At 62.5% G+C, this 26685-nt stretch carries 23 protein-coding genes; all 23 read right to left on the bottom strand.

The annotated features are described in order from the left end of the window. Positions 1 to 2: 2 nt before the first annotated feature. Positions 3 to 3500 (bottom strand): DNA polymerase III subunit alpha, encoded by a 3498-nt coding sequence (dnaE, locus tag LC298_RS05005; protein ID WP_131568502.1) that lies wholly within the window; start codon positions 3498 to 3500, stop codon positions 3 to 5. 358 nt (positions 3501 to 3858) lie between these two features. Beyond that, positions 3859 to 4548 carry an ABC transporter ATP-binding protein gene (locus LC298_RS05010; protein WP_428977551.1) on the bottom strand — a complete coding sequence of 230 codons (690 nt, stop codon included), beginning with the start codon at positions 4546 to 4548 and terminating at the stop codon, positions 3859 to 3861. Beyond that, positions 4545 to 5861 (bottom strand): lipoprotein-releasing ABC transporter permease subunit, encoded by a 1317-nt coding sequence (locus LC298_RS05015; protein WP_428977550.1) that lies wholly within the window; start codon positions 5859 to 5861, stop codon positions 4545 to 4547. The genes LC298_RS05010 and LC298_RS05015 overlap by 4 nt, the downstream gene beginning before the upstream one ends. Positions 5862 to 5864: 3 nt before the next feature. Beyond that, the gene (gene proS / locus LC298_RS05020) at positions 5865 to 7193 is read right to left on the bottom strand and encodes a proline--tRNA ligase (RefSeq protein WP_131568497.1); all 1329 of its coding nucleotides are present in this window, start codon (positions 7191 to 7193) and stop codon (positions 5865 to 5867) included. A 397-nt stretch (positions 7194 to 7590) separates the two neighbouring features. Continuing rightward, positions 7591 to 7860, bottom strand: coding sequence for a DUF1467 family protein (locus LC298_RS05025; protein WP_131568495.1), 270 nt, complete (start codon positions 7858 to 7860; stop codon positions 7591 to 7593). A gap of 2 nt (positions 7861 to 7862) precedes the next feature. Further along, positions 7863 to 8267 carry a methylmalonyl-CoA epimerase gene (mce, locus tag LC298_RS05030; protein WP_131568493.1) on the bottom strand — a complete coding sequence of 135 codons (405 nt, stop codon included), beginning with the start codon at positions 8265 to 8267 and terminating at the stop codon, positions 7863 to 7865. Positions 8268 to 8276: 9 nt separating this feature from the next. Further along, on the bottom strand, positions 8277 to 9947 hold the full coding sequence (locus LC298_RS05035) for a ribonuclease J (protein WP_428977549.1): 1671 nt from the start codon (positions 9945 to 9947) through the stop codon (positions 8277 to 8279). An 8-nt stretch (positions 9948 to 9955) separates the two neighbouring features. Next, positions 9956 to 10738 carry a biotin--[acetyl-CoA-carboxylase] ligase gene (locus LC298_RS05040; protein ID WP_131568843.1) on the bottom strand — a complete coding sequence of 261 codons (783 nt, stop codon included), beginning with the start codon at positions 10736 to 10738 and terminating at the stop codon, positions 9956 to 9958. 37 nt (positions 10739 to 10775) lie between these two features. After that, complete coding sequence (nuoN, locus tag LC298_RS05045; protein WP_131568489.1) at positions 10776 to 12221, bottom strand: NADH-quinone oxidoreductase subunit NuoN; 1446 nt, start codon at positions 12219 to 12221, stop codon at positions 10776 to 10778. Between the two features lie 17 nt (positions 12222 to 12238). Continuing rightward, positions 12239 to 13759 (bottom strand): NADH-quinone oxidoreductase subunit M, encoded by a 1521-nt coding sequence (locus LC298_RS05050; RefSeq protein ID WP_131568487.1) that lies wholly within the window; start codon positions 13757 to 13759, stop codon positions 12239 to 12241. Next, complete coding sequence (nuoL, locus tag LC298_RS05055) at positions 13759 to 15774, bottom strand: NADH-quinone oxidoreductase subunit L (RefSeq protein ID WP_131568485.1); 2016 nt, start codon at positions 15772 to 15774, stop codon at positions 13759 to 13761. Before nuoL ends, LC298_RS05050 begins: the two co-directional genes overlap by 1 nt. A gap of 7 nt (positions 15775 to 15781) precedes the next feature. Then, on the bottom strand, positions 15782 to 16090 hold the full coding sequence (gene nuoK / locus LC298_RS05060; protein WP_131568483.1) for an NADH-quinone oxidoreductase subunit NuoK: 309 nt from the start codon (positions 16088 to 16090) through the stop codon (positions 15782 to 15784). A 4-nt stretch (positions 16091 to 16094) separates the two neighbouring features. Beyond that, positions 16095 to 16718 carry an NADH-quinone oxidoreductase subunit J gene (locus LC298_RS05065; protein ID WP_131568481.1) on the bottom strand — a complete coding sequence of 208 codons (624 nt, stop codon included), beginning with the start codon at positions 16716 to 16718 and terminating at the stop codon, positions 16095 to 16097. 95 nt (positions 16719 to 16813) lie between these two features. Further along, the gene (gene nuoI, locus LC298_RS05070; RefSeq protein ID WP_131568479.1) at positions 16814 to 17305 is read right to left on the bottom strand and encodes an NADH-quinone oxidoreductase subunit NuoI; all 492 of its coding nucleotides are present in this window, start codon (positions 17303 to 17305) and stop codon (positions 16814 to 16816) included. Beyond that, positions 17302 to 17760 (bottom strand): GFA family protein, encoded by a 459-nt coding sequence (locus LC298_RS05075; protein WP_487353244.1) that lies wholly within the window; start codon positions 17758 to 17760, stop codon positions 17302 to 17304. Before LC298_RS05075 ends, nuoI begins: the two co-directional genes overlap by 4 nt. Beyond that, positions 17757 to 18791: an NADH-quinone oxidoreductase subunit NuoH gene (nuoH, locus tag LC298_RS05080; RefSeq protein ID WP_131568477.1), complete on the bottom strand. Its 1035-nt coding sequence runs from the start codon at positions 18789 to 18791 to the stop codon at positions 17757 to 17759. Before nuoH ends, LC298_RS05075 begins: the two co-directional genes overlap by 4 nt. 35 nt (positions 18792 to 18826) lie before the next feature. Continuing rightward, positions 18827 to 20914, bottom strand: coding sequence for an NADH-quinone oxidoreductase subunit NuoG (nuoG, locus tag LC298_RS05085; RefSeq protein WP_131568475.1), 2088 nt, complete (start codon positions 20912 to 20914; stop codon positions 18827 to 18829). Between the two features lie 205 nt (positions 20915 to 21119). Continuing rightward, positions 21120 to 21965, bottom strand: coding sequence for an NADH-quinone oxidoreductase subunit E (locus LC298_RS05090; RefSeq protein WP_131568473.1), 846 nt, complete (start codon positions 21963 to 21965; stop codon positions 21120 to 21122). Between the two features lie 140 nt (positions 21966 to 22105). Beyond that, the gene (gene nuoF / locus LC298_RS05095) at positions 22106 to 23410 is read right to left on the bottom strand and encodes an NADH-quinone oxidoreductase subunit NuoF (protein WP_131568471.1); all 1305 of its coding nucleotides are present in this window, start codon (positions 23408 to 23410) and stop codon (positions 22106 to 22108) included. Next, complete coding sequence (locus LC298_RS05100) at positions 23400 to 23666, bottom strand: hypothetical protein (protein ID WP_131568469.1); 267 nt, start codon at positions 23664 to 23666, stop codon at positions 23400 to 23402. Before LC298_RS05100 ends, nuoF begins: the two co-directional genes overlap by 11 nt. Further along, positions 23663 to 24874 (bottom strand): NADH-quinone oxidoreductase subunit E, encoded by a 1212-nt coding sequence (locus LC298_RS05105; RefSeq protein ID WP_131568467.1) that lies wholly within the window; start codon positions 24872 to 24874, stop codon positions 23663 to 23665. Before LC298_RS05105 ends, LC298_RS05100 begins: the two co-directional genes overlap by 4 nt. Continuing rightward, on the bottom strand, positions 24874 to 26064 hold the full coding sequence (locus tag LC298_RS05110) for an NADH-quinone oxidoreductase subunit D (protein WP_131568465.1): 1191 nt from the start codon (positions 26062 to 26064) through the stop codon (positions 24874 to 24876). Before LC298_RS05110 ends, LC298_RS05105 begins: the two co-directional genes overlap by 1 nt. Beyond that, positions 26061 to 26672 carry an NADH-quinone oxidoreductase subunit C gene (locus tag LC298_RS05115; protein WP_131568463.1) on the bottom strand — a complete coding sequence of 204 codons (612 nt, stop codon included), beginning with the start codon at positions 26670 to 26672 and terminating at the stop codon, positions 26061 to 26063. The genes LC298_RS05110 and LC298_RS05115 overlap by 4 nt, the downstream gene beginning before the upstream one ends. Positions 26673 to 26685: the final 13 nt, after the last annotated feature.

Here is a 26685-nt window from a genome sequence, read left to right on the forward strand (position 1 = left end):
ACCTAAACCAGTTCCACATCGACCACGCCGCCGATCGCCTTGATCGCGCCGGCGATAGGAGGGGAGATCTGGTAGGTATCGGGAAGTGCGATCTCGACCTCCCCCTCGCCTTCCTCCTTGATCACGATCAGGCTGACCGGGCTGTCGCCCTTGCGTTTAAGATGCGCGGCGATGCTCTTCGCGGGGACATGATCCCGCACGAATATCCGCAGCGCGTGGTTCTGCTTGTTGGCCTCGTCGTCGAGCCGCTGCACCGTGTTGGCGCGCAGGCTGATGCCCTCCTCGCGGTTCTCGGCCGCAACGGTCAGCACGACCGACTGGCCGGGCTCCATGCGCTCCTCGTAGAGCGCCAGCGTCTCGGAAAACATGACCACCTCGAACTGCCCGGTGGCATCGGACAGCACGAAGATGCCCATCTTGTTGCCGGTCCGCGTGCGGCGGACCTGTTTCGACGCCACGGTGCCGGCAAGGCGTCCGGCCGTCGCGCCGCGCTTAACGGCCAGCGCGAAGTCCGCATATTGCTGCACCCGCATCTTTTCCAGCGTCGGTCCGTATTCGTCGAGCGGATGGGCGGAGAAATAAAAACCCAGCACCTGAAACTCCCGCATCAGCTTCTCCGGCATCGTCCACGGCTCGGTCGCCGGGAGATAGAGCCGCTCGGGCTCGACCGCGCTCGACGCGCCGAAGATATCGCCCTGCCCGCTCTCCTCGGTTTCGACGGCGCGCTGGGACAGGCCCATGATCCGGTCGAGGCCGGCGACGAGCGCGGCGCGGTCGTGGCCGAAGCAGTCGAGCGCGCCGGCCGCGATCAGTCCCTCCATGGTGCGCCGGTTGACGACGCGCGGATCGATGCGGCCGGCAAAATCCTCGAGGCTGTCGAACGGTTTGTCGCCGCGCCGTTCGACGATGTGTTCCACCGCCGCCTCGCCGACGCCCTTGATCGCCGCAAGCGCATAGAAGATCTCGTTCTCGCCGACCTCGAAGGCGCGATACGAGGTCTGCACCGACGGCGGCTTGACCTCTATGCCGAGGCGGATGGCGTCACGCCGGAAGTCGTTGAGCTTGTCGGCATTGGCCATGTCGTAGGTCATCGACGCTGCAAGGAACTCGACCGGATGATGCGCCTTCATGTAGGCGGTCTGGTAGGACACGATCGCATAGGCGGCGGCGTGCGACTTGTTGAAGCCGTAATCGGCGAATTTAGCCAGCAGATCGAAGATGTTGTTGGCCTGCGGCTTGGAAACGCCGCGTTCCGTCGCGCCGGCCACGAAGATGCCGCGCTGCTTTTCCATCTCGGCACGGATCTTCTTGCCCATGGCGCGGCGCAGCAGGTCAGCCTGTCCGAGCGTGTAGCCGGCCAGCTCCTGCGCGATCTGCATGACCTGCTCCTGGTAGACGATGACGCCCTGCGTCTCCTTCACCAGATGATCGATCTTGGGGTGGATCGAGGCGACCTCCTCATCGCCGTGCTTGCGCGCGTTGTAGGTCGGAATGTTCTCCATCGGACCGGGGCGATAGAGCGCAACCAAGGCGATGATGTCCTCGATGCGGTCTGGTTTCATGCCGATCAGCGCCTTGCGCATGCCCGCCGATTCCACCTGGAACACGCCGACGACCTCGCCGCGCGACATCATCTCGTAGGTCGGCGCGTCGTCCAGCGGTATCGTCGCCAGATCGATGCCGATGCCCTTTCTGGCGACGAGATTGACCGCCATTTTCAGGACCGTCAGCGTTTTCAGCCCGAGGAAGTCGAACTTTACGAGGCCGGCATCCTCCACCTTCTTCATGTTGAACTGGGTGACCGGCATGTCGGAGCGCGGATCGCGGTACATCGGCACGAGCCGGGACAAGGGCCGGTCACCGATTACGATACCGGCTGCGTGGGTGGAGGCGTGGCGGTAGAGGCCCTCCAGCTTCAGCGCCATATCGAGCAACTTGCCGACGATCGGCTCCTTCTGCTTTTCCTCCTCGAATTTCGGCTCGCCCTCGATGGCCTTGGCGAGGGGCGTCGGATTGGCCGGGTTGTTCGGCACTAGCTTGCACAGCCTGTCGACCTGGCCATAGGGCATCTCCAGCACCCGCCCGACGTCGCGCAGCACAGCCCTCGCCTGCAGCGTACCGAAGGTGATGATCTGGCCGACCTGCTCGCGGCCGTATCGCTCCTGCACGTAGCGGATCACCTCCTCGCGGCGTTCCTGGCAGAAGTCGATATCGAAGTCGGGCATCGACACCCGGTCCGGGTTCAGGAAGCGCTCGAACAGCAGCGAAAAGCGTAGCGGATCGACGTCGGTGATCGTCAGCGCCCACGCGACCAGCGAACCTGCGCCAGAACCGCGGCCCGGCCCGACGGGGATATCCTGCGCCTTGGCCCACTTGATGAAGTCGGCGACGATCAGGAAGTAGCCCGGAAACTGCATCCTCTCGATGACGCCGAGTTCGTATTCAAGGCGTTCGTCGTAGTCGCCGCGCCCGTATCCGTCGCTCATGCCCTGTTCGGCGAGACGCTTGTCGAGGCCCTCGCGCGCCTGACGGCGTAGTTCTGCGGCTTCGGCGGCGACCGCCTCATCGGGGGTCGCATCCTTGGCGGCGGCGGCAAAGCGCGGCAGGATCGGCTTGCGATTTTGCGGGAAGTAGGAACAGCGGCGAGCGATCTCGACCGTGTTTTCGACCGCTTCCGGCAGATCGGCAAACAACGCCACCATGTCGGCAGCGGGTTTCAGCCAGTGATCGGGTGTCAACTGGCGGCGGTCATCTATGGAAATCAGCGTGCCTTCGGCAATCGCGATCAGTGCATCGTGCGCCTCGTAATCCTCCGGCTTCAGGAAGAAGGCCTCGTTGGTCGCGACCAGCGGGAGTTCGTGCCGGTAGGCCAGTTCCACGCCCTGCTGCTCGACCATGCGGCTATAACCCTTGTGGCGCTGCAGTTCGACATAGAGGCGGTCGCCAAAAAGCGATTTCAGAAGCTCCAGCCTTCTTTCAGCGAGTCCCGCATGCCCGTCGGCGAGCATCCGCCCGATCGGGCCGCGCGGTCCACCGGTAAGGCAGATGATTCCCCCCGACCGCTCGCGAACCCAGCCGGGCACGATCTGGGCCCGCGCGCCGTCGGAGGACGACAGGTAGGACTGGCTTACGAGTTCGACGAGGTTGGCGTAGCCTTCCTCCGTCGCCGCGATCAGCACCACCGCCTCGCCGGACTGCGCGGCGGGCGCCTTGGCATTGCCGGACTTCGGTGAGGCGAGTTCGCCGTCGAAAACGAGGTCGAGCTGACAGCCCACGATCGGCTGGATGCCGGCTCCGACTGCCTTCTGCGCGAATTCCAATGCGCCGAACAGGTTCGCCGTGTCGGCCACGCCGATAGCGGGCATGGCGTTCGTCTCGGCGAACCCGATGACCTTGGCGAGAGGAAGCGCTCCCTCAAGCAGCGAGTAGGCCGAATGCACCCGCAGGTGGATGAAACCGGGCGATATCAGTTCAGGTGGAGTTGCGTCGTGGTCGGACATCCGGCTTCCATGCTGACGAAATTGGAGTCGGTGCCGAGCCGGAAACCCGGGTACGGCACTGCCCCACTATGCGAGCGGCAGGGCCTGTCGTCCAGCAATGCGGGGAGCGATCCCCAGGGAACAATTCCCGGCCGCGCGGGGAGACCTCATAAGGCGTTCAGGCAGATCGAGAAGGTCGCGACGAACGCCGCAATGGAAACGAAAGAGGCGATGTCGCGGGCAAATGCAGGCATAAACCGGGCTCCTTGTTTTGTGTATGCACTCTTTATGTTCTATTTTTGTTCTTTTATCAAGTCCAGGAGAGCGCGCGTCCGAGGGGAGCCGAAAACGCGGTTAACGGTAGGTAAAAGGAGTAACGTCAGACCGCGACGACGCGGCCTTCGGCGAGCGTGACCACCCGGTCCATGCGCTCGGCAAGCGCGTGATTGTGGGTGGCGACGAGGGCGGCGAGGCCCGACTGGCGTGCCAGAGCCGATAGCGCCTCGAACACGTAGCCGGACGTCTCCGGATCGAGATTGCCCGTCGGCTCGTCGGCGAGCAGGACCAGGGGTGCATTGGCAACGGCGCGGGCGATCGCTACCCGCTGCTGCTCACCGCCGGACAGTTCCGCAGGGCGGTGCGCCGCCCTCGGTCCGATACGCATATAGTCGAGCAATTGCTGAGCCCGCTCAGCGGCCTTGCCTCTGGAGAGTCCGCGGATCATCTGCGGAATCATCACGTTCTCGAGCGCGCTGAACTCCGGCAGCAAATGGTGGAACTGGTAAACGAACCCGACATCGTTGCGGCGGCGGGCCGTCCGCTCGCCGTCCGACATCGTGCCGCACGCAGTGCCGTTGATAAACACCTCGCCGCCATCGGGCCGCTCAAGCAGGCCGGCGGTGTGGAGCAGGGTCGATTTGCCGGCCCCCGACGGGGCTACCAGCGCCACCATCTCGCCTTCGCGCAATTCGAAATCGGCGCCCTTCAGGATCTGCAGCGTGTGGTTCGCCTCGTTATAGGCGCGATCAACGCCTCTGAGACGCAAAACAGTCTTCCGGTCGGCCATCATTCGTACCTCAGCGCCTCGACCGGATCGAGCTTGGCGGCGCGCCAGGCCGGAAGAATGGCCGCCAACAGCGACAGCGTAAGCGACAGCAACACGACAGAGGCGGTCTCGTACACGTTCAACTTCGCCGGTATCTCGGACAGGAAGCGTATGGTTGGATCCCAGACATCCGATCCGGACACCCAGTTCACGAAGCGCTGGATATAGCGGATATTCAGACAGAACAGCACGCCCAGCACCAGTCCGGACACTGTGCCGACAAAGCCGACGCCGACGCCCGCCATGATGAAGATGCGCATAACAGACGCCTGGGTCGCGCCCATGGTGCGCAGGATGGCCACACCCCGCGCCTTTTCCTTCACCATCATGATCAGGCTGGCGACAATGTTGAGCGATGCGACCAGCACCACGATCGACAGGATCAGGAACATGGCGTTGCGCTCGATCAGCAGCGCGGAGAAAAACGCCTGATTGCGTTGCCGCCAGTCGCTCACATACATCGGCCGGTCCCCCGCCTCCTCGATCAGCGGACGGTAGTGGTCGACCGCATCCGGGTCGTCTACGAATATCTCAATGAGCTGGGCTACGCCTTCGGTGTTGAAATAGAGCTGTGCCTCTTCGAGCGGCATGAAAATGACTGAGCGGTCGTACTCCGACATGCCCATCTCGAAAATCGCGCGGACCGGATAGGACTTCACCCGCGGAGTCGTCCCGAATGGCGTGACGTCGCCCTCCGGCGAGATCACCTTGATGAGGTCCCCGACGGCAAGGCCCAGATCCTGCGCCATGCGCGTGCCGATCGCCACACCGTCGCCGGTCAGGTAGGTTTCAAGCGAACCGTGCTGAATGTTCCCGGAGACGGAGTCCAGGTTGACGAAATCCTCGCCGCGCACGCCACGCACCAGGACACCGGATCCGGCACCGACATTGCCGGTCGCCAGAGCCTGCCCCTCGACAATCGGCATCACCATGCGCACGCCCGGAACGGTGGTGACGCGCGCCGAAAGCTCTTCGTAGTCGTCGAGCGGACGGTCGATCGCGGAAATCATGAGATGGCCGTTCAGGCCAAGGATCCGGTCCAGAAGTTCGGCCCGGAAGCCGTTCATCACCGCCATGACGATGATTAGCGCCGCAACGCCCAAGGTAACGCCGATGAGCGAGATGATCGTCACGATGGAGACGGCAGCTTCCTTGCGGCGCGGACGCAGATAGCGCCACGCTACGAGCCTCTCGAAGGCCGAGAACGAACCGGCGGATCCGTTCCGGTCATCCCGCACATTCGACGCCGGGGCTTTGGTATCGGTTATGCTGGCCACCCGTCACGCCCCTCCGACGATGCGGTGCACCGCAGTGTCGATGGACAGTTCCTGTTTGTCGCCGGTTCTGCGATTCTTGATCTCCACGACATCGGAAGCGACGCCGCGCGGGCCAACGACGACCTGCCAGGGAAGTCCGATCAGGTCCATGGCGGCAAACTTCGCGCCGGCGCGCTGATCGGTGTCATCCATCAATGGGTCGATGCCCGCGTTCGACAGCTTCTCGTAGATGCTGTCGGAGAACTCGTCGCATCCCCGATCGCCGGGTTTCATGTTCACGATTGCCGCTCCGAACGGGGCAACACTTTCAGGCCAGATGATTCCATTGTCGTCATGGGAGGCTTCGATAATGGCCGCGATAAGGCGTGTCGGACCGATCCCGTAGGATCCCATAGAGACCGGATGCTGCTTGCCGTCCGGGCCGGTGACCGTCGCGCCCATCGGCTCGGAATATTTCGTACCGAAATGAAAGATGTGGCCGACTTCGATGCCGCGCGCCGAGAGACGGTCTGACTCATCCGTCTTCGACCAGTCTGACTCATCATGCATTTCGTCGGTCGCAGCGTAGGGAGTCGTCCACTTCTCAACGATGGAAGCCATCTCCTCGTCGTTCCGGAAGTCGACGTCAATTCCGGGGACTTCCATGTCGAGATATGCCCTGTCACAAAACACCTGGCTTTCGCCTGTCTCCGCGAGGATGATGAATTCGTGACTGAGATCCCCACCGATTGGGCCGGTATCCGCGCGCATCGGTATCGACTTCAGGCCCAGGCGTTCGAAAGTCCGCAGATAAGCAACAAACATCCGGTTGTAAGCTGCCTTCGCACCCTCGTAGTCGAGGTCGAACGAATAGGCGTCCTTCATCAGAAATTCACGACCGCGCATCACGCCGAAGCGCGGGCGCACCTCGTCCCGGAACTTCCACTGGATATGGTAGAGATTAAGGGGAAGGTCCTTGTAGGACTTCACGTAGGACCGGAAAATGTCGGTCACCATCTCCTCATTGGTCGGACCGTAAAGCAGGTCACGCTCATGGCGGTCGGTGATGCGCAGCATCTCCTTGCCATAGTCGTCGTAGCGGCTGCTTTCGCGCCAGAGATCGGCGGGCTGGATCGTCGGCATCAGGATTTCAATCGCGCCCGAGCGGTTCTGCTCCTCGCGAATGACGCGGCACACGTTTTCCAGAACTCTCAGGCCGAGCGGCAGCAAAGAATATATGCCGGCGGCCTGCTGGCGGATCATTCCCGCGCGCAGCATGAGGCGATGGGAAACGATTTCCGCTTCCTTTGGGTTTTCTTTGAGAAGCGGTAAAAAATAACGCGAGAGACGCATGGCAATTTCCAGAGAACAAATCGGGCGAACCGGAATCAGAAGGCATACCGGCCTGACGGAGCCGTACATAGACCGCCTCACCTTCATTGGAAAGAAAAACGCTCGCTCGGCACCTCCAGAGCGTTTTGCGCCTCTCCAGTGTAATCATTTTCTCACGTTACGTTATTTTTTAATGACAAGAGCCTCAACCGTTGCTAGGAAAGGCTCCCGGCACGTGACGTGAGAGCCGAACGTGTTGGAGAATGCGGCCAAAGTCTTGGGAGGATTGGATTTTCCGCGCCTGTTTCATGGCAGCGACGTTACGGAGGTAGCGTATGAAAATCGGGCCGATTCATGAGTGGCAGGGCTTCAACCCTGCCACTTTTTTTGGGCCGGATGGGGCGGAACCGATGGGCTCTCAGTCAAACCGCGGCACGATGCGGGGGATGTCATCGACGCCATACCCCAAGGTAACCGTGACCAGGTAGAATAGTCCGAACAGAACGAGCGAGATCGCGGTGGTCAGCAGCATCTTGCGCAACAGTGCCGGGCGAGTCGGCGCGCCGTGTTCGGTCCCAAGCGTGACATCGTCATCTTCGACCTGGCTCCGCACACCGAGCGGAAGTGTCGTGAACAGCACGACCCACCAGATGATGAAGAAGATGGCAAAGGCGGAGATCAGGTTCATGGTCACACCTGTTCCAATTCGATCAGGGTCCCGTCAAAATCCTTCGGATGAAGGAACAGGACGGGCTTTCCGTGCGCGCCGGTCTTCGGTTCACCGTCGCCGAGCACGCGGACCCCATTCACCTGCAGAGCATCGCGCGCCTCGATGATGTCCTCGACTTCGTAGCACATGTGGTGGATTCCCCCGGCGGGGTTTTTCTCCAGGAACGCCGCGATGGGCGAAGCCTCGCCAAGCGGCTCCAGCAATTCGGTCTTGGTGTTTGCGACCTCGACAAAAACCACCGTCACTCCATGGTCCGGCAGCGCCTGCGGCTCGGTCACCGTCGCACCCAGCACAGCGCGATATCGCTCCGCCGCGACCTCTAGGTCCGGTACCGCGATTGCGACATGGTTGAGGCGGCCCAGCATTGCATCCTCCTACACTTTCGAGACCAGCACGGTTGTCAGCGGCTTTTTACCCCATGCGTCGCGAGCGGCGGCCCGCACCGCGCTTTGCACCGCCCTTTCGACGAGATCCGGATCGCGACGCCGCGCGCGGGGAATGCTCTCCACGGCGCCGAGTGCGGCGTCATACAGCAAATCCTCGAAATCTTCGCCCCCCGCATCGGATTCCGGTACACCGATAGCGACCAGCTCCGGATCGGCGACAAGCTCGTGCTTGCGGTCTAGAACGATGCTGACGGCCACATGACCGGCGAACGAAAGGCGCCGGCGGTCGCGTACCCCGACCGCCTCGTCATCGCCGAACAGCTTGCCGTCCTTGAAGAAGCGGCCATTCGGCACATCGTCCACGATCTCGGGCTGCCCCGGGGCGAGGCGCACGAGATCGCCGTTGCGCGCGGGCACCACGTGCTCGATGCCGTTCTCGGTCATCAGCTTCGCATGAGCACTCAGGTGGGCAGCTTCGCCATGCACCGGAATGCCGATCTGCGGCCTTGTCCAGCCATACATCTGGCGTAGTTCGTTGCGGCGGGGATGACCGGAAACGTGGACAAGCGCATCGCCGTCCTCGATCACTGTGATCCCCATGTCGATCAGCCTGTTCTTGGTCTCGAGGATCGCCTTCTCGTTGCCCGGAATGGTGCGCGAGGAATAGACGACAGTGTCGCCCTTCGTCAGGGATACGTCGCGCATCTCGTCGCGGGCGAGTTTTGCCAGCGCGGCACGGTTTTCACCCTGCGACCCGGTAAGGATGATGACAACCTTGTCGCGGGGGATGTAACCGAAATCCTCCTCCGCGAGGAATGGCGGCAGGCCCTCCATGTAACCGAGTTCCGAGGCGACATCGACCACACGTTTCATCGAGCGGCCAAGCAGGAGCACCTCGCGTCCGTTGTCACGCGCGGCCTCCACGATCGAACGAATGCGGCCGACGTTGGAGGAGAAGGTCGTGACGGCCACCCTGCCCTCGGCGGCGGCGATGACCTCCTTCAGCCCTTCTGAGACTTCACGTTCCGACGGTGAGACCCCCTCGCGCATCGCGTTGGTGGAATCGCAAATCAGTGCCAGAACGCCCTTTTCGCCAAGTTCCTGAAACCGGTTGTGATCGATCAGCGGCCCCATCGAGGGGTCCTCGTCATTCTTCCAGTCGCCGGTGTGAACGACTGTGCCGAGCGCCGTGGTGATGGCGAGCGACATCGGTTCAGGAATCGAGTGCGTAACCGAGATACCCTCGATCTCGAACGGACCCGCCTTAAACGTCGATCCGGCCTTGAATTCTGTCACCACGATCTTCGGGGAACCGGGTTCCGACTCGGCTTTCGCCTCGAGCATTCCGGCGGTAAAGGCCGTGGCGAAGACAGGCACGGTGCCTTCGGGCGAAATAAGCGGATAGAGCGTCAGCAGCGCGCCGTAGTGATCCTCGTGCGCGTGGGTGATGACGATGCCGCACAGGTTCTCGCGCTCGGCTTCGAGGAAACGGATATCCGGCAGCACGAGGTCGACGCCCGGCAGCTCCGGGCCTGGAAAGGTCACGCCGCAGTCCACCACCAGCCATTTGCGCCTGGCGGGCGGTCCGAAGCCGTACATCGCCAGGTTCATGCCGATTTCGCCGACGCCGCCCAGCGGCACAAACACCAATTCGTCCATGATCATTCTTATTCTTGCGCTGGCGCCGGATCGGCGCGGTTGTTCGGATTGTCAAAGAAGAGATCGCCTGCGGAAATCGCGCGGATCGTGCCGTGACGGTCGCGCAGGAGCAACATGCCCTCGCTGTCGATGTCATCGAATATGCCCTCGATGCGCCTGTTGGCAAGGTTGACGACGATCGGCTCGCCGACACCGCGCGCGTGTTCCAGCCAGAGGCCGCGAATACGGGCCGCGCCGTGCCCTTCGTTCCAGATGTCGAGCGCATCGCTCATTGCCCGCGCCAGATGCGCGAACAGCGTCGAGGGCGTCGCCGCCACACCCTCGCGGTTGAGCGCGGTCGCGGGGTAAAGTCCGGGGTCCGGATGGCTGACGACATTAATGCCGCAACCGATCACCACGGCGCGCGGCCCGCCGGCAAGAAAACTGCTCTCCAGCAGCATGCCGCAGCATTTCGCGCCGTTGAGCAGGATGTCGTTCGGCCACTTGATGTGCAGCTTCGTTCCGGGCGGCAGGCCACATGCGGCGATGGCATTGCGCACGGCAACGGCCGCGACAAGCGGCAGCGCAGCCAGCGCCTCGAGCGGTGCCGGATCGACGAGCAGCGCGGATGCGTAGAGATTTCCCGGCGGCGAGCTCCAATCGCGGCCGCGGCGGCCCCGGCCCGCCGTTTGTTCGCGCGCCGTGACCCATAAGTGCCCGGCATCGCCCTCGGCGGCAATCGCGATCGCCTCGGCATTCGTCGAACCGACGGACATCAGCTCAAGGTGCCGCCAGCCCGGAATTCCGTCCATCGGAGTACCTGTCACGCCGCGAACATTTCCCCGTTCGTCAGAACAGCGTTCGTGCGGCGGCCTCGGCGGTCGCCGCGATCGGCCCGCCGATCAGCACATAGCCGAGAACGAAGAGCCCGGAGACGCCCATCACCAGGCGCAGTTCGGCGGCCACGGGCAGGAAACCGCCTACTGACTCGTCGAACCACATCAGCTTGATAATGCGCAGGTAATAGTAGGCCCCGACGACCGAAGCGAGGACGCCGATGATCGCGAGTGGATAAAGCCCGGCCTCTATGGCGGCGAGGAAAACGTACCATTTTGCCCAGAAGCCGGCGAGCGGCGGAATGCCCGCCAGCGAGAACATCATGATGGTCAGCACTGTCGCCATCACCGGATTGGTGGCGGACAGCCCAGCCAGATCGTCGATGTTCTCGACATTCCCCTCGTCCTTGCGCCGCATGGCGAGAATGAAGGCGAACGTGCCGAGGGTCATGACGAGATAGATCGCCATGTAGAGCATCACGCCCTTGACTCCGACCAGCGTGCCGGCGGCAAGCCCTACCAGCGCGTACCCCATATGGCCGATCGACGAATAGGCCATCAGGCGCTTGATGTTGCGCTGGCCGATCGCTGCAAACGCGCCGAGGAGCATCGAGGCGATGGCGATGAAGACGACGATCTGCCGCCAGTCCGCGGTCACTGGCGCGAAGGCGTCCATCACAACCCGCACGAACATGGCCATGGCCGCCATTTTCGGGGCGGCGGCGAAAAACGCGGTTACCGGCGTCGGCGCGCCTTCATAGACGTCCGGCGTCCACATGTGGAACGGTACTGCCGAGATCTTGAACGCCAGCCCCGCGATCAGGAACACCAGCCCGAACAACACGCCGATGGATCGCTCGCCCCCCGTGAGGGCGGCAGCGATTTCGGCGAACCCGACATGGCCGGTAAAGCCGTAAATCAGCGATATGCCGTACAGCATCATGCCTGAGGAAAGAGCACCGAGAACGAAATATTTGAGGCCGGCTTCGGTGGAGCGCACACTGTCGCGGTTGATCGCAGCGACGACGTAGAGCGCGAGGGATTGAAGTTCGAGCCCCATATACAGCGTCAGCAGGCTGTTGGCCGACACCATCAGCAACATGCCGAGCGTCGCCAGCACGATCAGCACGGGGAATTCGAACCGGTCGAATTTCTCGGCGCGGGCAAACCCGACCGACATCGCCAGCGCGACAACCGAGCCGATGAGCGTCAGCGCCTTCATGAAGACGGCGAAGCCATCCTGCACGAATGCGCCGGCGAAAGCCTCCCCTCGACCGCCGATGAACAGCATCCAGCCGAGCGCGGCGATCAGCAGCGCCACGGCCAGCCCGGTGACGGTGGCGTTGGCCCGGTCGGCGGGAACGAAAACGCCCACCATCAGCAGCACCATGGCGCCAGCCGCGAGGATCAGTTCCGGTATCGAAAGGGCAAGGCCCTGTGACAGAAAATCGGCAGACATCGAACCTGGCTCCCGGATCAGTTCGCCGTCATCGCGACATCCGCAGCGGCACGGGCAGCATCCAGCGCGGCGGAATAATCGGACAACAGGGCGTCGACGGACGCCGAGGTAACATCGAACACCGGCGCCGGATAGACGCCGAAGAAGATGGTGAGAACGACGAGCGGATAGAGGATCGCCCGCTCGCGCGGCGAAAGGTCGAGCATCGCCTTTAGGCTTTCCTTTTCCAGCACGCCGAAGATGACACGCCGGTAGAGCCACAGCGCGTATGCCGCGGAAAGGATTACGCCGGTGGTGGCGATCACGGCAAACCACGTGTTCGCCTTGAAAATCCCCATCAGCACCAGGAACTCGCCCACGAACCCGGAGGTCCCCGGCAGGCCGACATTGGCCATCGTGAATACCATGAAGGCGGCGGCGTAACGCGGCATGATCTGGACGAGGCCCCCATAGGCCGCGATGTCGCGTGTATGCATCCGGTCGTAGATCACGCCGACGCACAGGAACAGCGCGCCCGACACGAGGCCGTGCGATAGCATCTGGAAGATCGCGCCGTCGACGCCCTGATGGTTCGCCGCGAAAATTCCCATCGTCACGTAGCCCATATGGGCGACGGAGGAATAGGCGATCAGCTTCTTGACGTCCTCCTGCATCAGCGCGACCAGCGATGTGTAGACGATCGCGATCACCGACAGGGTGAAGACCAGCCCGGCAAACTCCGCCGAGGCAAGCGGGAACATCGCCAGCGAGAAGCGGATCAGGCCATACCCGCCGAGTTTCAGCAGGATGCCGGCAAGGATCACCGAGCCCGCGGTCGGCGCTTCGACGTGGGCGTCGGGAAGCCATGTGTGGACCGGCCACATCGGCATTTTCACCGCGAAGGAAGCGAAGAAGGCGAGCCACAGCCACGTCTGCATTGATGCCGGGAAGTCATGGGCCAGCAGGTCCGGAATGCTCGTCGTACCGGCGTTGAAGAACATCGCCATGATGGCGAGCAGCATCAGCACCGAACCGAGCAGCGTATAGAGGAAGAACTTGAACGAGGCGTAGACCCGCCGCTTTCCGCCCCACACCCCGATGATGATGAACATCGGGATCAGCCCGCCCTCGAAGAAGACGTAGAACAGAACGATGTCGAGCGCGCAGAAAACGCCGATCATCAGCGTTTCCAGTACCAGGAAGGCGATCATGTACGCCTTCACGCGGGTCTGGACCGCGTCCCAGCTCGCGAGGATGCAAAGCGGCATCAGGAACGTCGTCAGGATGACGAACAGCATCGAAATGCCGTCGACCCCCATGTGGTACGAAATTCCGCTGTCCAGCCATTCGGCCTTCTCGACGAACTGGAAGCCCGGATCGGACGTGTCGAACCCGATCCAGATCAGCAGCGAAATGGCGAAAGTGAAGCCGGTCGTCAGCAATGAGACCATGCGTATGTTGCGTTTCGCGATCTCGCTGTCGTCGTTGATGAACAAAATGATCAGCACGCCGACGAGCGGCAGAAACGTAACGAGTGAGAGGATGGGCATCCCAGCCATTAGACGGCGCCCCCAAGGATCATCCAAGTGACAAGCGCGGCAACGCCGATCAGCATCGCGAACGCATAGTGATAAAGGTAGCCGGACTGCAGCTTGACGACCCGGCCGGTGGTTTGGAGAACCCGCGACGCCACGCCGTCAGGTCCGAATCCGTCGATCAGCCAGCCATCGCCGCGCTTCCACAGGAACCGGCCAAGACGCATTGCGGGCCTCACGAACAGGAAGTCGTAGAGCTCGTCGAAATACCACTTGTTGAGCAGGAACTTGTAGAGGCCCTCATGCTGCGCGGCGAGATTGCGCGGCGTCTGTGGCGAACGGATGTAGAAGTACCAGGCGGTTACCAGGCCGATGGCCATGGCGATGAACGGGCTCCATTTCACGAGCAGCGGCACGTCGTGGAATTCCTCTAGGATACGATTGTCCGGCCCGGCAAACAGCGCGGTGCGCCAGAACTCATTGTACCAGCCGGCATGCTCGCCCTCTGCGTGGCCGGTGAAGGCTCCGTAGAAGAGCACGCCCGCGAGCAACGCTCCGGCGGCCAGAATGTAAAGCGGGACCAGCATTACCTGCGGCGATTCGTGCACATGGTGCATCACGTCCGCGGATGCGCGGGGCTTGCCGTGGAACGTCATGAAGATCAGCCGCCAGGAATAGAAACTGGTGAACAGCGCGGCGATGACCAGCAGGGCGAAAGCCACACCGGCGGCGGCGTTGTTCCCGACATATGCGCTCTCGATAATCGCATCTTTGGAAAAGAACCCGGCGGTGCCGATATAGGTGCCCGGAATGCCGACGCCGGTAAGCGCCAGCGTGCCGATTATCATCATCCAGTAGGTCAGCGGAATATGTTTGCGCAGGCCGCCCATCTTGCGCATGTCCTGCTCGTCGGAAACCGCGTGAATGACCGAGCCCGCGCCAAGGAACAACAGCGCCTTGAAGAAGGCGTGGGTGAACAGGTGGAAGATGCCAGCGCCATAGGCGCCGACCCCCAGCGCCACGAACATGTAGCCGAGCTGAGAGCAGGTGGAATATGCAATCACGCGCTTGATGTCGTTTTGCACGAGGCCGACGGTTGCGGCAAAGAAGGCGGTGATCGCGCCAATCATCGTGACGAAGGTCAGAGCCGTCGGGCTCAGTTCGAACAGCGGCGACATGCGCGCAACCATGAACACCCCGGCGGTGACCATCGTCGCGGCATGGATCAGCGCGGAAACCGGCGTCGGGCCTTCCATCGCGTCGGGCAGCCAAGTGTGCAGCAGGAACTGCGCCGACTTGCCCATCGCGCCCATGAAGAGCAGCAAGCAGACCACCGTCAGTGCATGCGCTTTGTCGAGCTGGTAACCGAGGAAATTCATGACGTTGCCGGCCTGCGCCACGCCTTCCGCGCCCTCGCCGGTGAGGTCAGCCGCTGCGCTGGCGAAAACCGTCTCCAGATTGACCGAGCCGAACAGCACGAATACGCCGAAGATGCCGAGCGCGAAACCGAAGTCGCCGACGCGGTTGACGATGAAGGCCTTCATCGCGGCAGCGTTGGCCGACGGCTTCTTGTACCAGAAGCCGATCAGAAGATAAGACGCCAGTCCGACGCCCTCCCAGCCGAAGAACATCTGCACGAGGTTGTCCGACGTCACCAGCATCAGCATGGCGAAGGTAAACAGAGACAGATACGCGAAAAACCGCGGACGGTGCGGATCGTGGTGCATGTATCCGATCGAATAGATATGAACCAGCGACGACACCGTGTTGACCACGATCAGCATGACGACCGTCAGCGTGTCGATCCGGAACGCCCACCCCACGTCCAGGCCCCCCGACTGTATCCAGCGCATCACCGGAACGGTGAATGCTTCGGAGTCGGAGAAGGAAAACGTCAGGAACGCGATCCACGACAGGATGGCGGCAACCACCATCAAGCCGGAGGTGATGTACTCGCTGGCCTTCGCGCCGAGCGAACGGCCGAACAGACCGGCAACCAGCGCGCCGATAAGCGGCAGAAAGACGATGGCGTGATACATGGCGCGGTCAGCCTTTCATCATGCTCACGTCTTCGACCGCGATGGAACCGCGGTTGCGATAGAAGACGACGAGAATTGCAAGCCCGATTGCCGCCTCGGCGGCCGCCACGGTCAGGACGAACAGGGCAAAGACCTGCCCGACGAGATCCTCCAGATGCGCAGAGAACGCGACGAAGTTCAGGTTCACGGCAAGGAGGATGAGTTCCACCGACATTAGGATGACGATGACGTTCTTGCGGTTCAGGAAGATGCCGAACACACCGATGACGAAGAGCAGCGCCGAAACGGTCAGGTAATGGGAGATGGTAATTGTCATGTGGTCAAATTCCCTTGCCGGTCTCGACGTCGACGACATCGATCGCGGTCTCCGGTGTCCGGGCAACCTGTTGCGACATGTTCTGGCGCTTCACGCCGGCGCGCTGCGGGCGAAGCGTAAGCACGATGGCGCCGATCATCGCCACGAGCAGCACGATGCCGGCGATCTGGAAGAAGAAAATGTAATCCGTGTAAAGGATATCGCCGAGCGCTGCGGTGTTGTGGCGCACGACCGGGTTGGGTGCGGGTAGCGCCGTCTGAGCCGGTTTTTCGACATCGAAGGCGGCTCCGGCCAGAACGATCAGCAATTCGGCAGCCAGGATGATGCCGACCACCGCCCCGATCGGCGCGTATTCCAGCGCGCCGCGCTTCATTGACGCAAAGTCGACGTCGAGCATCATCACGACGAACAGGAACAGCACCGCGACCGCTCCCACGTAAACGACGAGCAGAATCATCGCGAGGAATTCCGCCCCGGTCAGCAGGAACAGTGCGGCCGCGTTGAAGAAGGTGAGGATGAGATAGAGAACCGAGTGCACGGGATTGCGCGCCGCAATCACCATGAAGGCGCTCCCGACGGCAACGAAGGCAAACAGGTAAAAGAATGCCGCCCCTAAACCACTAATCATGATCGCTTCCCCGATCTCCCTGCCCGGCCGCCAGCGCGCAAGCGCCCTGTGCCGGAGCCGCACCGCCATCCCGGGCGGCGATTATGCGTTTGCCTCTAGCGATACGGCGCGTCGATCGCGAGGTTGCGTGCGATTTCACGTTCCCACCGGTCGCCGTTTTCCAGAAGTTTGTTCTTGTCGTAATAGAGTTCCTCACGGGTCTCCGTCGCGAACTCGAAATTCGGACCCTCGACGATCGCGTCGACCGGACAGGCTTCCTGGCAGAAGCCGCAATAGATGCATTTCACCATGTCGATGTCGTAACGAACCGTGCGGCGCGTGCCGTCATTACGGCGCGGCCCGGCCTCGATGGTGATCGCCTGGGCGGGGCAGATCGCCTCACACAATTTGCAGGCAATACAGCGTTCCTCGCCGTTCGGATAACGGCGCAACGCGTGCTCGCCACGGAACCGTGGGCTGACCGGACCCTTCTCGAACGGATAGTTGACCGTGAATTTCGGTTCGAAAAATCGCCGCATCGAGAGAAAAAACGCGCCGACGAACTCTTTCAGCAGCAGCGCCTTGGCGGCTTGTGCGATCGTGTTCATGTCCGATCCCTCATTGTCTCCGGCGAACCGGCCAGCCGCGCGCGCGACGACGTGGCAAACCGTTCGACGCTGTCGTCGATGTGTAGCCAGCGCAGACGCTGCGATTCGTAGCTGTGGACCTCCGGCACGAGTTCGTCCGCTTGGTCCAGCAGTCCGAGCGGGACGTAGACCTGGCCGGGTAGATAATCAAAGCGCGAGGAAAGCGGCGATCCGCAGGATCTGCAAAATGACCTTTTCACACCCGGATTGGAAGGCGCCACGGCACCTTCGTCGGGAGTGAAAGTCAGATCCTTTTCCTCAAAGGCGGCCATCGCCGCGACAGGCGCACCGGTGACACGTCGACAGTCGACGCAATGGCAGTATGCGACGGTCTGCGGCGAGCGTGATGCCCTCACGGCCGTCTCGCCGCAGTAGCAGCGTCCTTTAATCGGCAATGTGACGGCCGCGCCCATCATGCCCAGCCCATCAGTTTCAGGAAAGCCGCGGTCGCGAAGACCATGAACAGCGAGATCGGCAGGAACACCTTCCAGCCGAGCCGCATCAGCTGGTCGTAGCGGTAGCGCGGGACGAATGCCTTCACCATGGAGATCAGAAAGAAGACGAAGCAAAGCTTCAGAACGAACCAGAAGACACCGGGAACCCAGGTGAACGGCGCGAAGTCGAATGGGGGCAGCCATCCTCCGAGAAACAGGATGACGGTCAGCGCGCACATCAGCAGGATCGCGATGTATTCGCCCAGCATGAACATCATGTAGGGCGTCGAGGAGTACTCGATCATGTGGCCGGCGACGAGCTCGGATTCGGCCTCGACGAGATCGAAGGGCGGACGGTTGGTCTCGGCCAGCGCCGAGATGAAGAAGATGACGAACATCGGGAACAGACCGAGCCAATGCCAGTCGAGGAAAGTGTTGGGCAGGCCGAGACGCGTGCCGAGGCCGTCGCGCTGGGCGAGCACGATGTCGCCGAGATTGAGCGAACCGACGGCCAGCAGCACGGTCACGATGACGAAGCCGATCGAGACTTCGTAGGAGACCATCTGGGCGGCCGAACGCAATGCGCCGAGGAACGGGTATTTCGAGTTCGACGCCCAGCCGGCCATGATCACGCCGTAAACCTCAAGCGAGGAGATCGCGAAAACATAGAGAATTCCGACATTGACCGAAGCGATCGCCCAGCCGTCATCGAGCGGAATTACGGCCCATGCCGCAAGCGCCAGGACAGCCGAAACGAAGGGGGCAAGCAGGAAGATTCCCTTGTTCGCTCCGGACGGGATGATCGGTTCCTTGAGGATAAATTTCAGCAGGTCCGCAAACGACTGCAAAAGCCCCCACGGACCGACGACGTTCGGGCCGCGCCGCGACTGGACGGCCGCCCAGATCTTGCGGTCGGCATAGAGAATGAAGGCGGTGAAGACCAGCAGCGACACCAGCAGGACGAGCGTCTGCAGGAGGATGATCAGCCCCGGTACGACGTAGGTTTCAAACATCTATGCGGTCCGTTTCCTGCCCTTGTTGAACCCGGTCATTCGGCGGCCTGCTTAAAGCCCTTGCGCGCGAGGCTGGAACATTCGGCCATCACGGCGGATGCCCGCGCGATCGGGTTGGTCAAATAGAAGTCTTTGACCGGCGATGCAAACGCCGACTTGCCCAACCGTCCGCCTTTTTCGGCAATTGCGGCAATATCGGCGCTCTCGTCGCGCGCGACCTCCCCGATCTCGGCAAAATGCGGATGATCGGCATAAAGCGCGGCGCGCAATTGCGGCAGCGAATCAAACGGCAGCTTGTGGCCGAGCACCTCGGAGAGCGCCCTCAGGATGGCCCAGTCCTCTTTCGCCTCGCCCGGCGCGAAGCCGGCCCGGTTAGTCATTTGCACACGGCCTTCGGTGTTCACATAGGTTGCGAATTTTTCGGTGTAGGCCGAAGCGGGAAGGATCACGTCAGCATGGTGGGCGCCGACGTCTCCGTGCGTGCCGATATAGACGGTAAACCCGCCCTGCTTGCGCTTGCGCAAATCCAGTTCATCGGCTCCGAGCAGGAACAGGACATCGCTCCCCGCCACCATGTCGGCAGCGGCAAGCCCACCCTCGCCCGGCACGAAGCCGAGATCGAGCCCGCCGACCCGTGCGGCCGCCGTATGGAGCACGGCGAAGCCGTTCCAGTCCTTCGTTACCGCGCCCGCGGCATCCGCGACCTTCGCCACCAGTCCGAGGACTGCCGTGCCGTCGCCTCGCGCCAGAGCGCCCTGCCCTACGATGACCATCGGACGCTTGGCTTTCTTCAGCGCCTTGAAGAAGCTGTGGTTGCCGCCCGCCAGTTCCTTCAGCGTCTCCGGGCCTGAGCCGAGCATCTCGTAGTCATAACGCAGATCGCCCATGTCACCGATCACGCCGATCGGAATGTCGTTTGCTCGCCATGCCTTGCGGATGCGCGCGTTCAGCACCGAGGCCTCGAAACGCGGATTGGAGCCAACGATCAGAATCGCATCGGCCTGCTCGATGCCCTCGATGGTCGGATTGAAAATATAGGATGCCCGCCCGAGCGACGGATCGAGCGCGGCGCCATCCGGGCGACAGTCGATACTGGACGATCCGAGCGACGCCATCAGCGTCTTCAGCGCATACATTTCCTCCACGCCGGCAAGATCGCCGGCGATCGCGCCGAGCTGGTTGCCGGACTTCCCGGATACCGCCCCCCATACGGCGCCGAACGCTTCGATCCAGCTTGCCGGCTTCAGCTTGCCGTCTACGCCGCGCACATAGGGCCGGTCGAGGCGCTGGGTGCGGAGCCCGTCCCAGATGAAGCGCGACTTGTCGGAAATCCACTCCTCGTTCACTGCGTCGTTAACCCGCGGCAGGATACGCATAACTTCGCGGCCGCGCGCGTCGACGCGGATCGCCGAGCCGACGGCGTCCATGACGTCGATGGACTCGGTCTTGGAGAGCTCCCATGGGCGCGCCTGAAACGCATAGGGGCGCGAAGTCAGCGCGCCGACCGGGCAAAGGTCGATCACGTTGCCCTGCAATTCCGAGGTCATCGCCTCTTCCAGGTAAGTAGTGATTTCAGCGTCCTCGCCGCGGCCGATCAGGCCAAGTTCTGAAATCCCGGCGACCTCGGTGGTGAAACGGACGCACCGCGTGCAGTGAATGCAGCGCGTCATGATCGTCTTGACCAGCGGGCCGATATATTTGTCTTCCACGGCGCGCTTGTTCTCGTGATAGCGCGACGAGTCGACGCCGAACGCCATCGCCTGGTCCTGCAGATCGCACTCGCCGCCCTGATCGCAAATCGGGCAATCCAGCGGATGATTGATGAGCAGGAACTCCATCACCCCCTCGCGTGCCTTCTTCACCATCGGGGTATTTGTGAAGACTTCCGGCGGCTGACCTTCCGGACCCGGACGCAGATCGCGCACGCCCATGGCACAGGACGCCGCCGGTTTCGGGGGGCCGCCCTTCACCTCGACCAGGCACATGCGGCAATTGCCCGCGATCGAGAGCCGCTCGTGGAAACAGAAGCGCGGGATTTCCGCGCCCGCTTCCTCACACGCCTGGAGAAGCGTGAAGTGATCGGGAACCTCGACCTCTTTACCGTCGACCTTGATCAGTGCCATGAACCGATTTCCAACTTTCAGTATCTCGCCGCAGCGCCGCGGCCGCCAGAGTTTGACATGGGGCTGGGACCAGCCGAACGCATAGTCGCTGCCGCCGTGCCGGTCCAGATGCTTTGGACGTTCCGAAGTCCCACCGGGCCGTGGGATCCGGCGAGGTCAGGGTTCGGCATGGCGAGGATGAGTGCGGCAAGATGCATCGCGACGACTACTTGCCCTTTCCGGCGAGTTCGCCGGCTTGGGGAATCCAGTTGTCGCGCTCGATCCGACCCTTGAACTGCAAATAGTCGTCAACCCAGGCGATCTCGTTCGGAGTCCATGCCGCTATCTGCCCGAACGTCCAGACGCCGAGACCGTTCAGGACTGTCTCGAGCTTCGGCCCGATTCCGGAAATCTTTTTCAGATCATCCGGTTGGTCGGGTTTCTTCATGGACGCCGGCTTTTTGAAATCCTCCGGCATGACCGGCTCGGCCGCCGACTCCGCCGCTTGCGGTTTCGCCGGTGGCTCGGGTGTTTTGGTTTTCGCCGGAGCTTCTGGCGCTTTCGTCTTTGCAACCGGGTCCCCGACCGGCTCGGCTGTGGTGGCCTTCTTCACCGAAGCACTGTCCGAACTGACGATCTTCGCGACCGGAACCGGTTTCGGCGCCGGCTTTGGCGCGGCATCCGGGGTCTTTGCCTTCTTCTCGGTCGGCGCCGTCTCGGAGGTGTCATCGAAGGACCCGATCGCCCAATCGAAATTGAAAGGGTTCGCGGCCCCGAAGGGTGTCGAAAGGCCACCGGTCGATTCGGAGGCCAGCATGTTTGTCGCCTTCATCGCACCGGCCATGGCGCCTGCCATCATGCCGAACATCTGGCTCGCCATCCCCATGCCGATCGCCGACGACGCGGCGATCGCAGCCATCGGCTGGGCGGCAAGGTTGGCGGCGCCGGGATATTTCGTAACGCCGGCCGCGGTCATCCAGCCGACCGCATTTTTCTGCATTTCCGTCATGCCATCCGAAAAAGTGGCGAAAGGGTTGTCCTTGGTCATCATCGTTTCCTTCAGCGAGCCCATGTGAAACCTCCCTCATCGAGGTCTTCGATTGAATGTGACGCCGCCGTTCCCGAACGTTTCCTCTTTGCGGTCTTGCCGCTCGCGGGGCCGTATCTCCGGCCCACGCCCGTCTTTTCATTTCAGCGCCCGAAGGCGCAACTCTATTCGGCGGCCTCCAGCACGGGGGCCGTCTGGTGAGCATTGCGCGAGAACTCGTCGATGCGCCGCTCGATCTCCGGGCGGAAGTGGCGGATGAGGCCCTGGATCGGCCAGGCCGCAGCATCGCCCAGGGCACAGATCGTGTGTCCCTCGACCTGCTTGGTCACATCGAGCAGCATGTCGATCTCGCGCTTCTGCGCGTTGCCAACCACCATGCGCTCCATCACGCGCCACATCCAGCCGGTGCCCTCCCGGCACGGCGTGCACTGGCCGCAGCTCTCGTGCTTGTAGAAGTAGGCCAGCCGCGCGATCGCCTTCACGATATCCGTCGACTGGTCCATAACGATGACCGCGGCCGTGCCGAGGCCCGATTTCAGCGCGCGCAGCGAGTCGAAGTCCATCGGGCAGTCGATGATTTCCTCGGCGGGTACGAGCGGAACCGACGAGCCCCCGGGAATGACGGCCAGCAGATTCTCCCAGCCGCCGCGAATACCGCCGCAATGGCGGTCGATCAGTTCACGGAACGGGATCGACATCTCCTCTTCCACCGTGCACGGATTGTTGACGTGGCCGGAGACGCAGAACAGCTTGGTGCCGGTGTTGTTTTCCTTGCCGAGGCCCGCGAACCAGCCGGCACCCCGGCGCAGGATGGTAGGCGCGACGGCGATCGATTCAACGTTGTTGACCGTCGTCGGGCAACCATAGAGGCCGACATTGGCCGGGAACGGCGGCTTCAGGCGCGGCTGGCCCTTCTTGCCTTCGAGGCTTTCGATCAGCGCGGTTTCCTCGCCGCAGATGTAAGCGCCCGCGCCGTGGTGGACGTAGACGTCCATGTCCCAGCCGCACTTGTTGTTTCGGCCCAGAATGCCAGCGTCGTAGCATTCGTCGATCGCCGACTGCAGCGCCTCACGTTCCCGGATGTATTCGCCGCGGATATAGATGTAGGCAGCGTGGGCACCCATTGCGAAACCCGCGATCACGCATCCTTCGATCAGGGTATGCGGATCGTGGCGCATGATGTCCCGGTCCTTGCAGGTTCCGGGCTCGGACTCATCAGCGTTGACGACAAGATAATGGGGCCGTCCGTCGGACTCCTTTGGCATGAACGACCACTTCAGGCCGGTCGGGAAACCCGCGCCGCCGCGGCCTCGCAGGCCGGATTCCTTCATCTCGGTGATGATCCAGTCGCGGCCCTTTTCGATCAGGCCCGCCGTGCCGTCCCAGTGGCCGCGCCCCATCGCGCCCTTCAGCGTCTTGTCGCGCAGGCCGTAGATGTTGGTGAAAATGCGATCCTGATCAGCGAGCATCGCCACAGCCTTTCATTCCACATGCCGTTCTCCCGCGCAGCGCGGGGAAGAAAACCAGCAGCAGGCCCTGAATGCCCGCCATGAACACGACCGCTGCCGGGATGACCAACCACGCCCATTCGTGCGTCAGGAGCGCGACCAGCGTGAAGACCAGGGTCACGCCCACCGCCGAGATCACGCTGGTGCGCATGCACAGCGAAGGTTCGCCCAGCGAATCCTGCTCGATCGAATGCGTCGCGTCTGCGGCCATCGTCATCCGTTCTCCCCGGCGAGGGTCCTGGCCTGATCGACCCAGTTGTCGCGTTCGATACGGCCCTTGAACCTGAGGTAGCCGTCGACCCATTCACGCTCGGCCGCATTCCAGCCGGCAATCTGCTCAAAGGTGTAGATGCCGAGCGAGTGTAGAATTCCCTCGATTTTCGGACCGACGCCGGAAATCCTCTTCAGATCGTCGGGCTGTGCGGGCCTTTCGATGCCCGCCGGGCGGTTCGTGTCGTCAGAGGCCGGCGCGGCTGCCGCAACCCTCTCCTTGCTTGCGGCGCGCGCGCGCCCCGACGCGGTCGCAGCGACCTTCATCGTCGGATTGCCGGACTCGACGGTTGCGCCTCCGGTCTCCTTCGGCCTGACGGAGCTCGCCGTGCTGGCGACCTTCAGGGTCGGGCCGGCATCCTCGGTCTTGGCGTCGACTTGCGTTTTCGAAGCCTTCTTCCTGCCCGGCCCCTCGGCCTCGTCCGGATCAGCAAAGGCGGGCGCGCCCTCAGGGGCCGCGGTCTTCGGCTTGGCGGCCTTGGTCATCTCCTGCTCGCCATTGGCCTTGCCGTTCGGCGTATGGGTGGATTCCGACGGACCGGCCGGGTCTTCCAGCAGCGTCGTCGGGCCGCCCGCCGGGGCCGAGAACACGCGGTCGACCTGCGGGCCGGGCGTAATCGTGTCACCCTTGCCGGCCTCGAACGCGTCGATGATTTCCTCGAGGCGCTCCGGCGTCAGGTCCTCGTAGGTGTCCTTGCCGATCATCACCATCGGCGCGTTGACGCAGGCCCCCTGGCACTCGACCTCTTCCCAGGACAGAGCGCCGTCCGCGCTGAGCGCGAACGGATCGTGATGAATCCTGTTTTGGCAGACCTTCTTCAGGTCCTCCGCTCCGCGCAACATGCAGGGCGTCGTGCCGCAAACCTGTACATGGGCCTTCCTTCCGACCGGCTGCAGCATGAACTGCGTGTAGAAGGTCGCGACCTCCATGACGCGGATGCGCGGCATGTCGAGCGTTTGCGAAATATGCTCGATGGCGGCGCGCGTCACCCATCCGTCCTGCTCCTGCGCCAGCATCAGCAGCGGGATCACGGCGGACTGCTCACGCCCCTTGGGATATTTGCCGATCCACTTCTTGGCCTCCGCGGCCATGGCGCGCGAGAATTTGAAGCTGTCGGGCTGGACGCTTTCTTCTGCGAGACGACGAACGGACATTAGCGGTCCACCTCACCAAACACGATATCGAGCGAGCCGAGCACGGCGGAAACGTCGGCCAGCATGTGACCCCGACAGATGAAATCCATCGCCTGGAGATGCGCGAAGCCGGGGGCGCGAAGCTTGCAGCGATAGGGCTTGTTGGTGCCGTCGGAGACGAGATAGACGCCGAACTCGCCCTTCGGCGCCTCGACCGCCACGTACACTTCGCCAGCCGGCACGTGGTAGCCCTCGGTGTAGAGCTTGAAGTGGTGGATCAGCGCTTCCATCGAGCGCTTCATCTCGCCGCGATTCGGCGGCACCACCTTGTTGTCGGTATTGGAAACAGGCCCCACCGCCTCTTGGCCAAGCAGCCGGTCGACGCACTGGCGAATGATCGAGGCCGACTGGCGCATTTCTTCCATGCGGATGCAGTAGCGGTCATAACAGTCGCCGTTCTTGCCGATCGGGATTTGGAACTCCATCTCGTCGTAGCACTCATAGGGCTGCGACTTGCGAAGGTCCCAGCGCGCGCCCGAGCCGCGCACCATGACCCCCGAGAATCCCCACGCCCAGGCGTCTTCCAGCTTGACCACCCCGATATCGACGTTGCGCTGCTTGAAGATACGGTTTGGTGTCAGCAGATCATCGAGATCGTCGACCACTTTCAAGAACGGATCAATCCACTTGCCGATGTCCTCGACGAGATCGCGCGGCAGGTCCTGGTGAACGCCGCCCGGCCGGAAGTAGGCGGCATGCAGGCGCGCGCCGCAGGCCCGCTCGTAGAACACCATCAGCTTTTCGCGTTCCTCGAAACCCCAGACAGGCGGGGTCAGCGCGCCGACGTCCAGCGCCTGCGTGGTGATGTTGAGCAGATGCGACAGGATACGGCCGATTTCCGAGTAGAGTACCCGGATCAGTTGGCCGCGCTTCGGCACCTCGAGCCCGATCAGCCGCTCGACCGCCAGCGCGAAGGCGTGTTCCTGGTTCATCGGCGCGACATAATCGAGCCGGTCAAAATAGGGGATCGCCTGAAGATAGGTCTTGTGCTCGATCAGCTTCTCGGTGCCGCGGTGCAGCAGGCCGATATGCGGATCGACGCGCTCGCAAACCTCGCCGTCGAGCTCCAGCACGAGCCGCAGAACGCCGTGAGCGGCGGGATGCTGCGGCCCGAAATTGATGGTGAAATTGCGGACGTTGTGTTCGGTCATTGTTTGGCCTTCTCATCCCCCGGAAGCACGTATTCCGTGCCTTCCCATGGCGAAAGGAAGTCGAAATCGCGGAACTCCTGGCGCAGCTTGACCGGCTCGTAAACGACGCGCTTTGCCTCGTCGTCGTAATGCACCTCGACGAAGCCGGTCAGCGGGAAATCCTTCCGCAGCGGATGACCCTCGAAACCGTAGTCGGTGAGGAGACGGCGCAGATCCGGATGGCCGGTGAACAGGATCCCATACATGTCGTAGGTTTCGCGCTCGAACCAGTTGGCACCGGGAAAGACCGGCACGGCGCTGGGCACGGCCGTTTCCTCGTCGGTCTCCACCTTCACCCGCAGGCGCTGGTTCAGCGTCGGCGACAACAAATGGTAGACGACGTCGAAACGCTTCGTGCGGCCGGGGTAGTCGGCACCGCAAATGTCGATGATCGAGACGAATTTCAACTGGACATCGTCGCGGAGCGCGGTCAGCAGTTCGATCAGCGAGCCGAGGCCGACCTTCAGCGTCAGTTCGCCATGAGCGACCGACGTCTCGTAGTCGATACCTTCCAGCTCGTCAGCAAGCGTGCTGACCAGGTCTTCGATCGTTTCAGTGGTTGCGGCCATATCGTGGTGCGGC

Origin of the sequence: Oricola cellulosilytica, from assembly GCF_019966575.1 — a bacterium.
Lineage (GTDB): Bacteria > Pseudomonadota > Alphaproteobacteria > Rhizobiales > Rhizobiaceae > Oricola > Oricola cellulosilytica.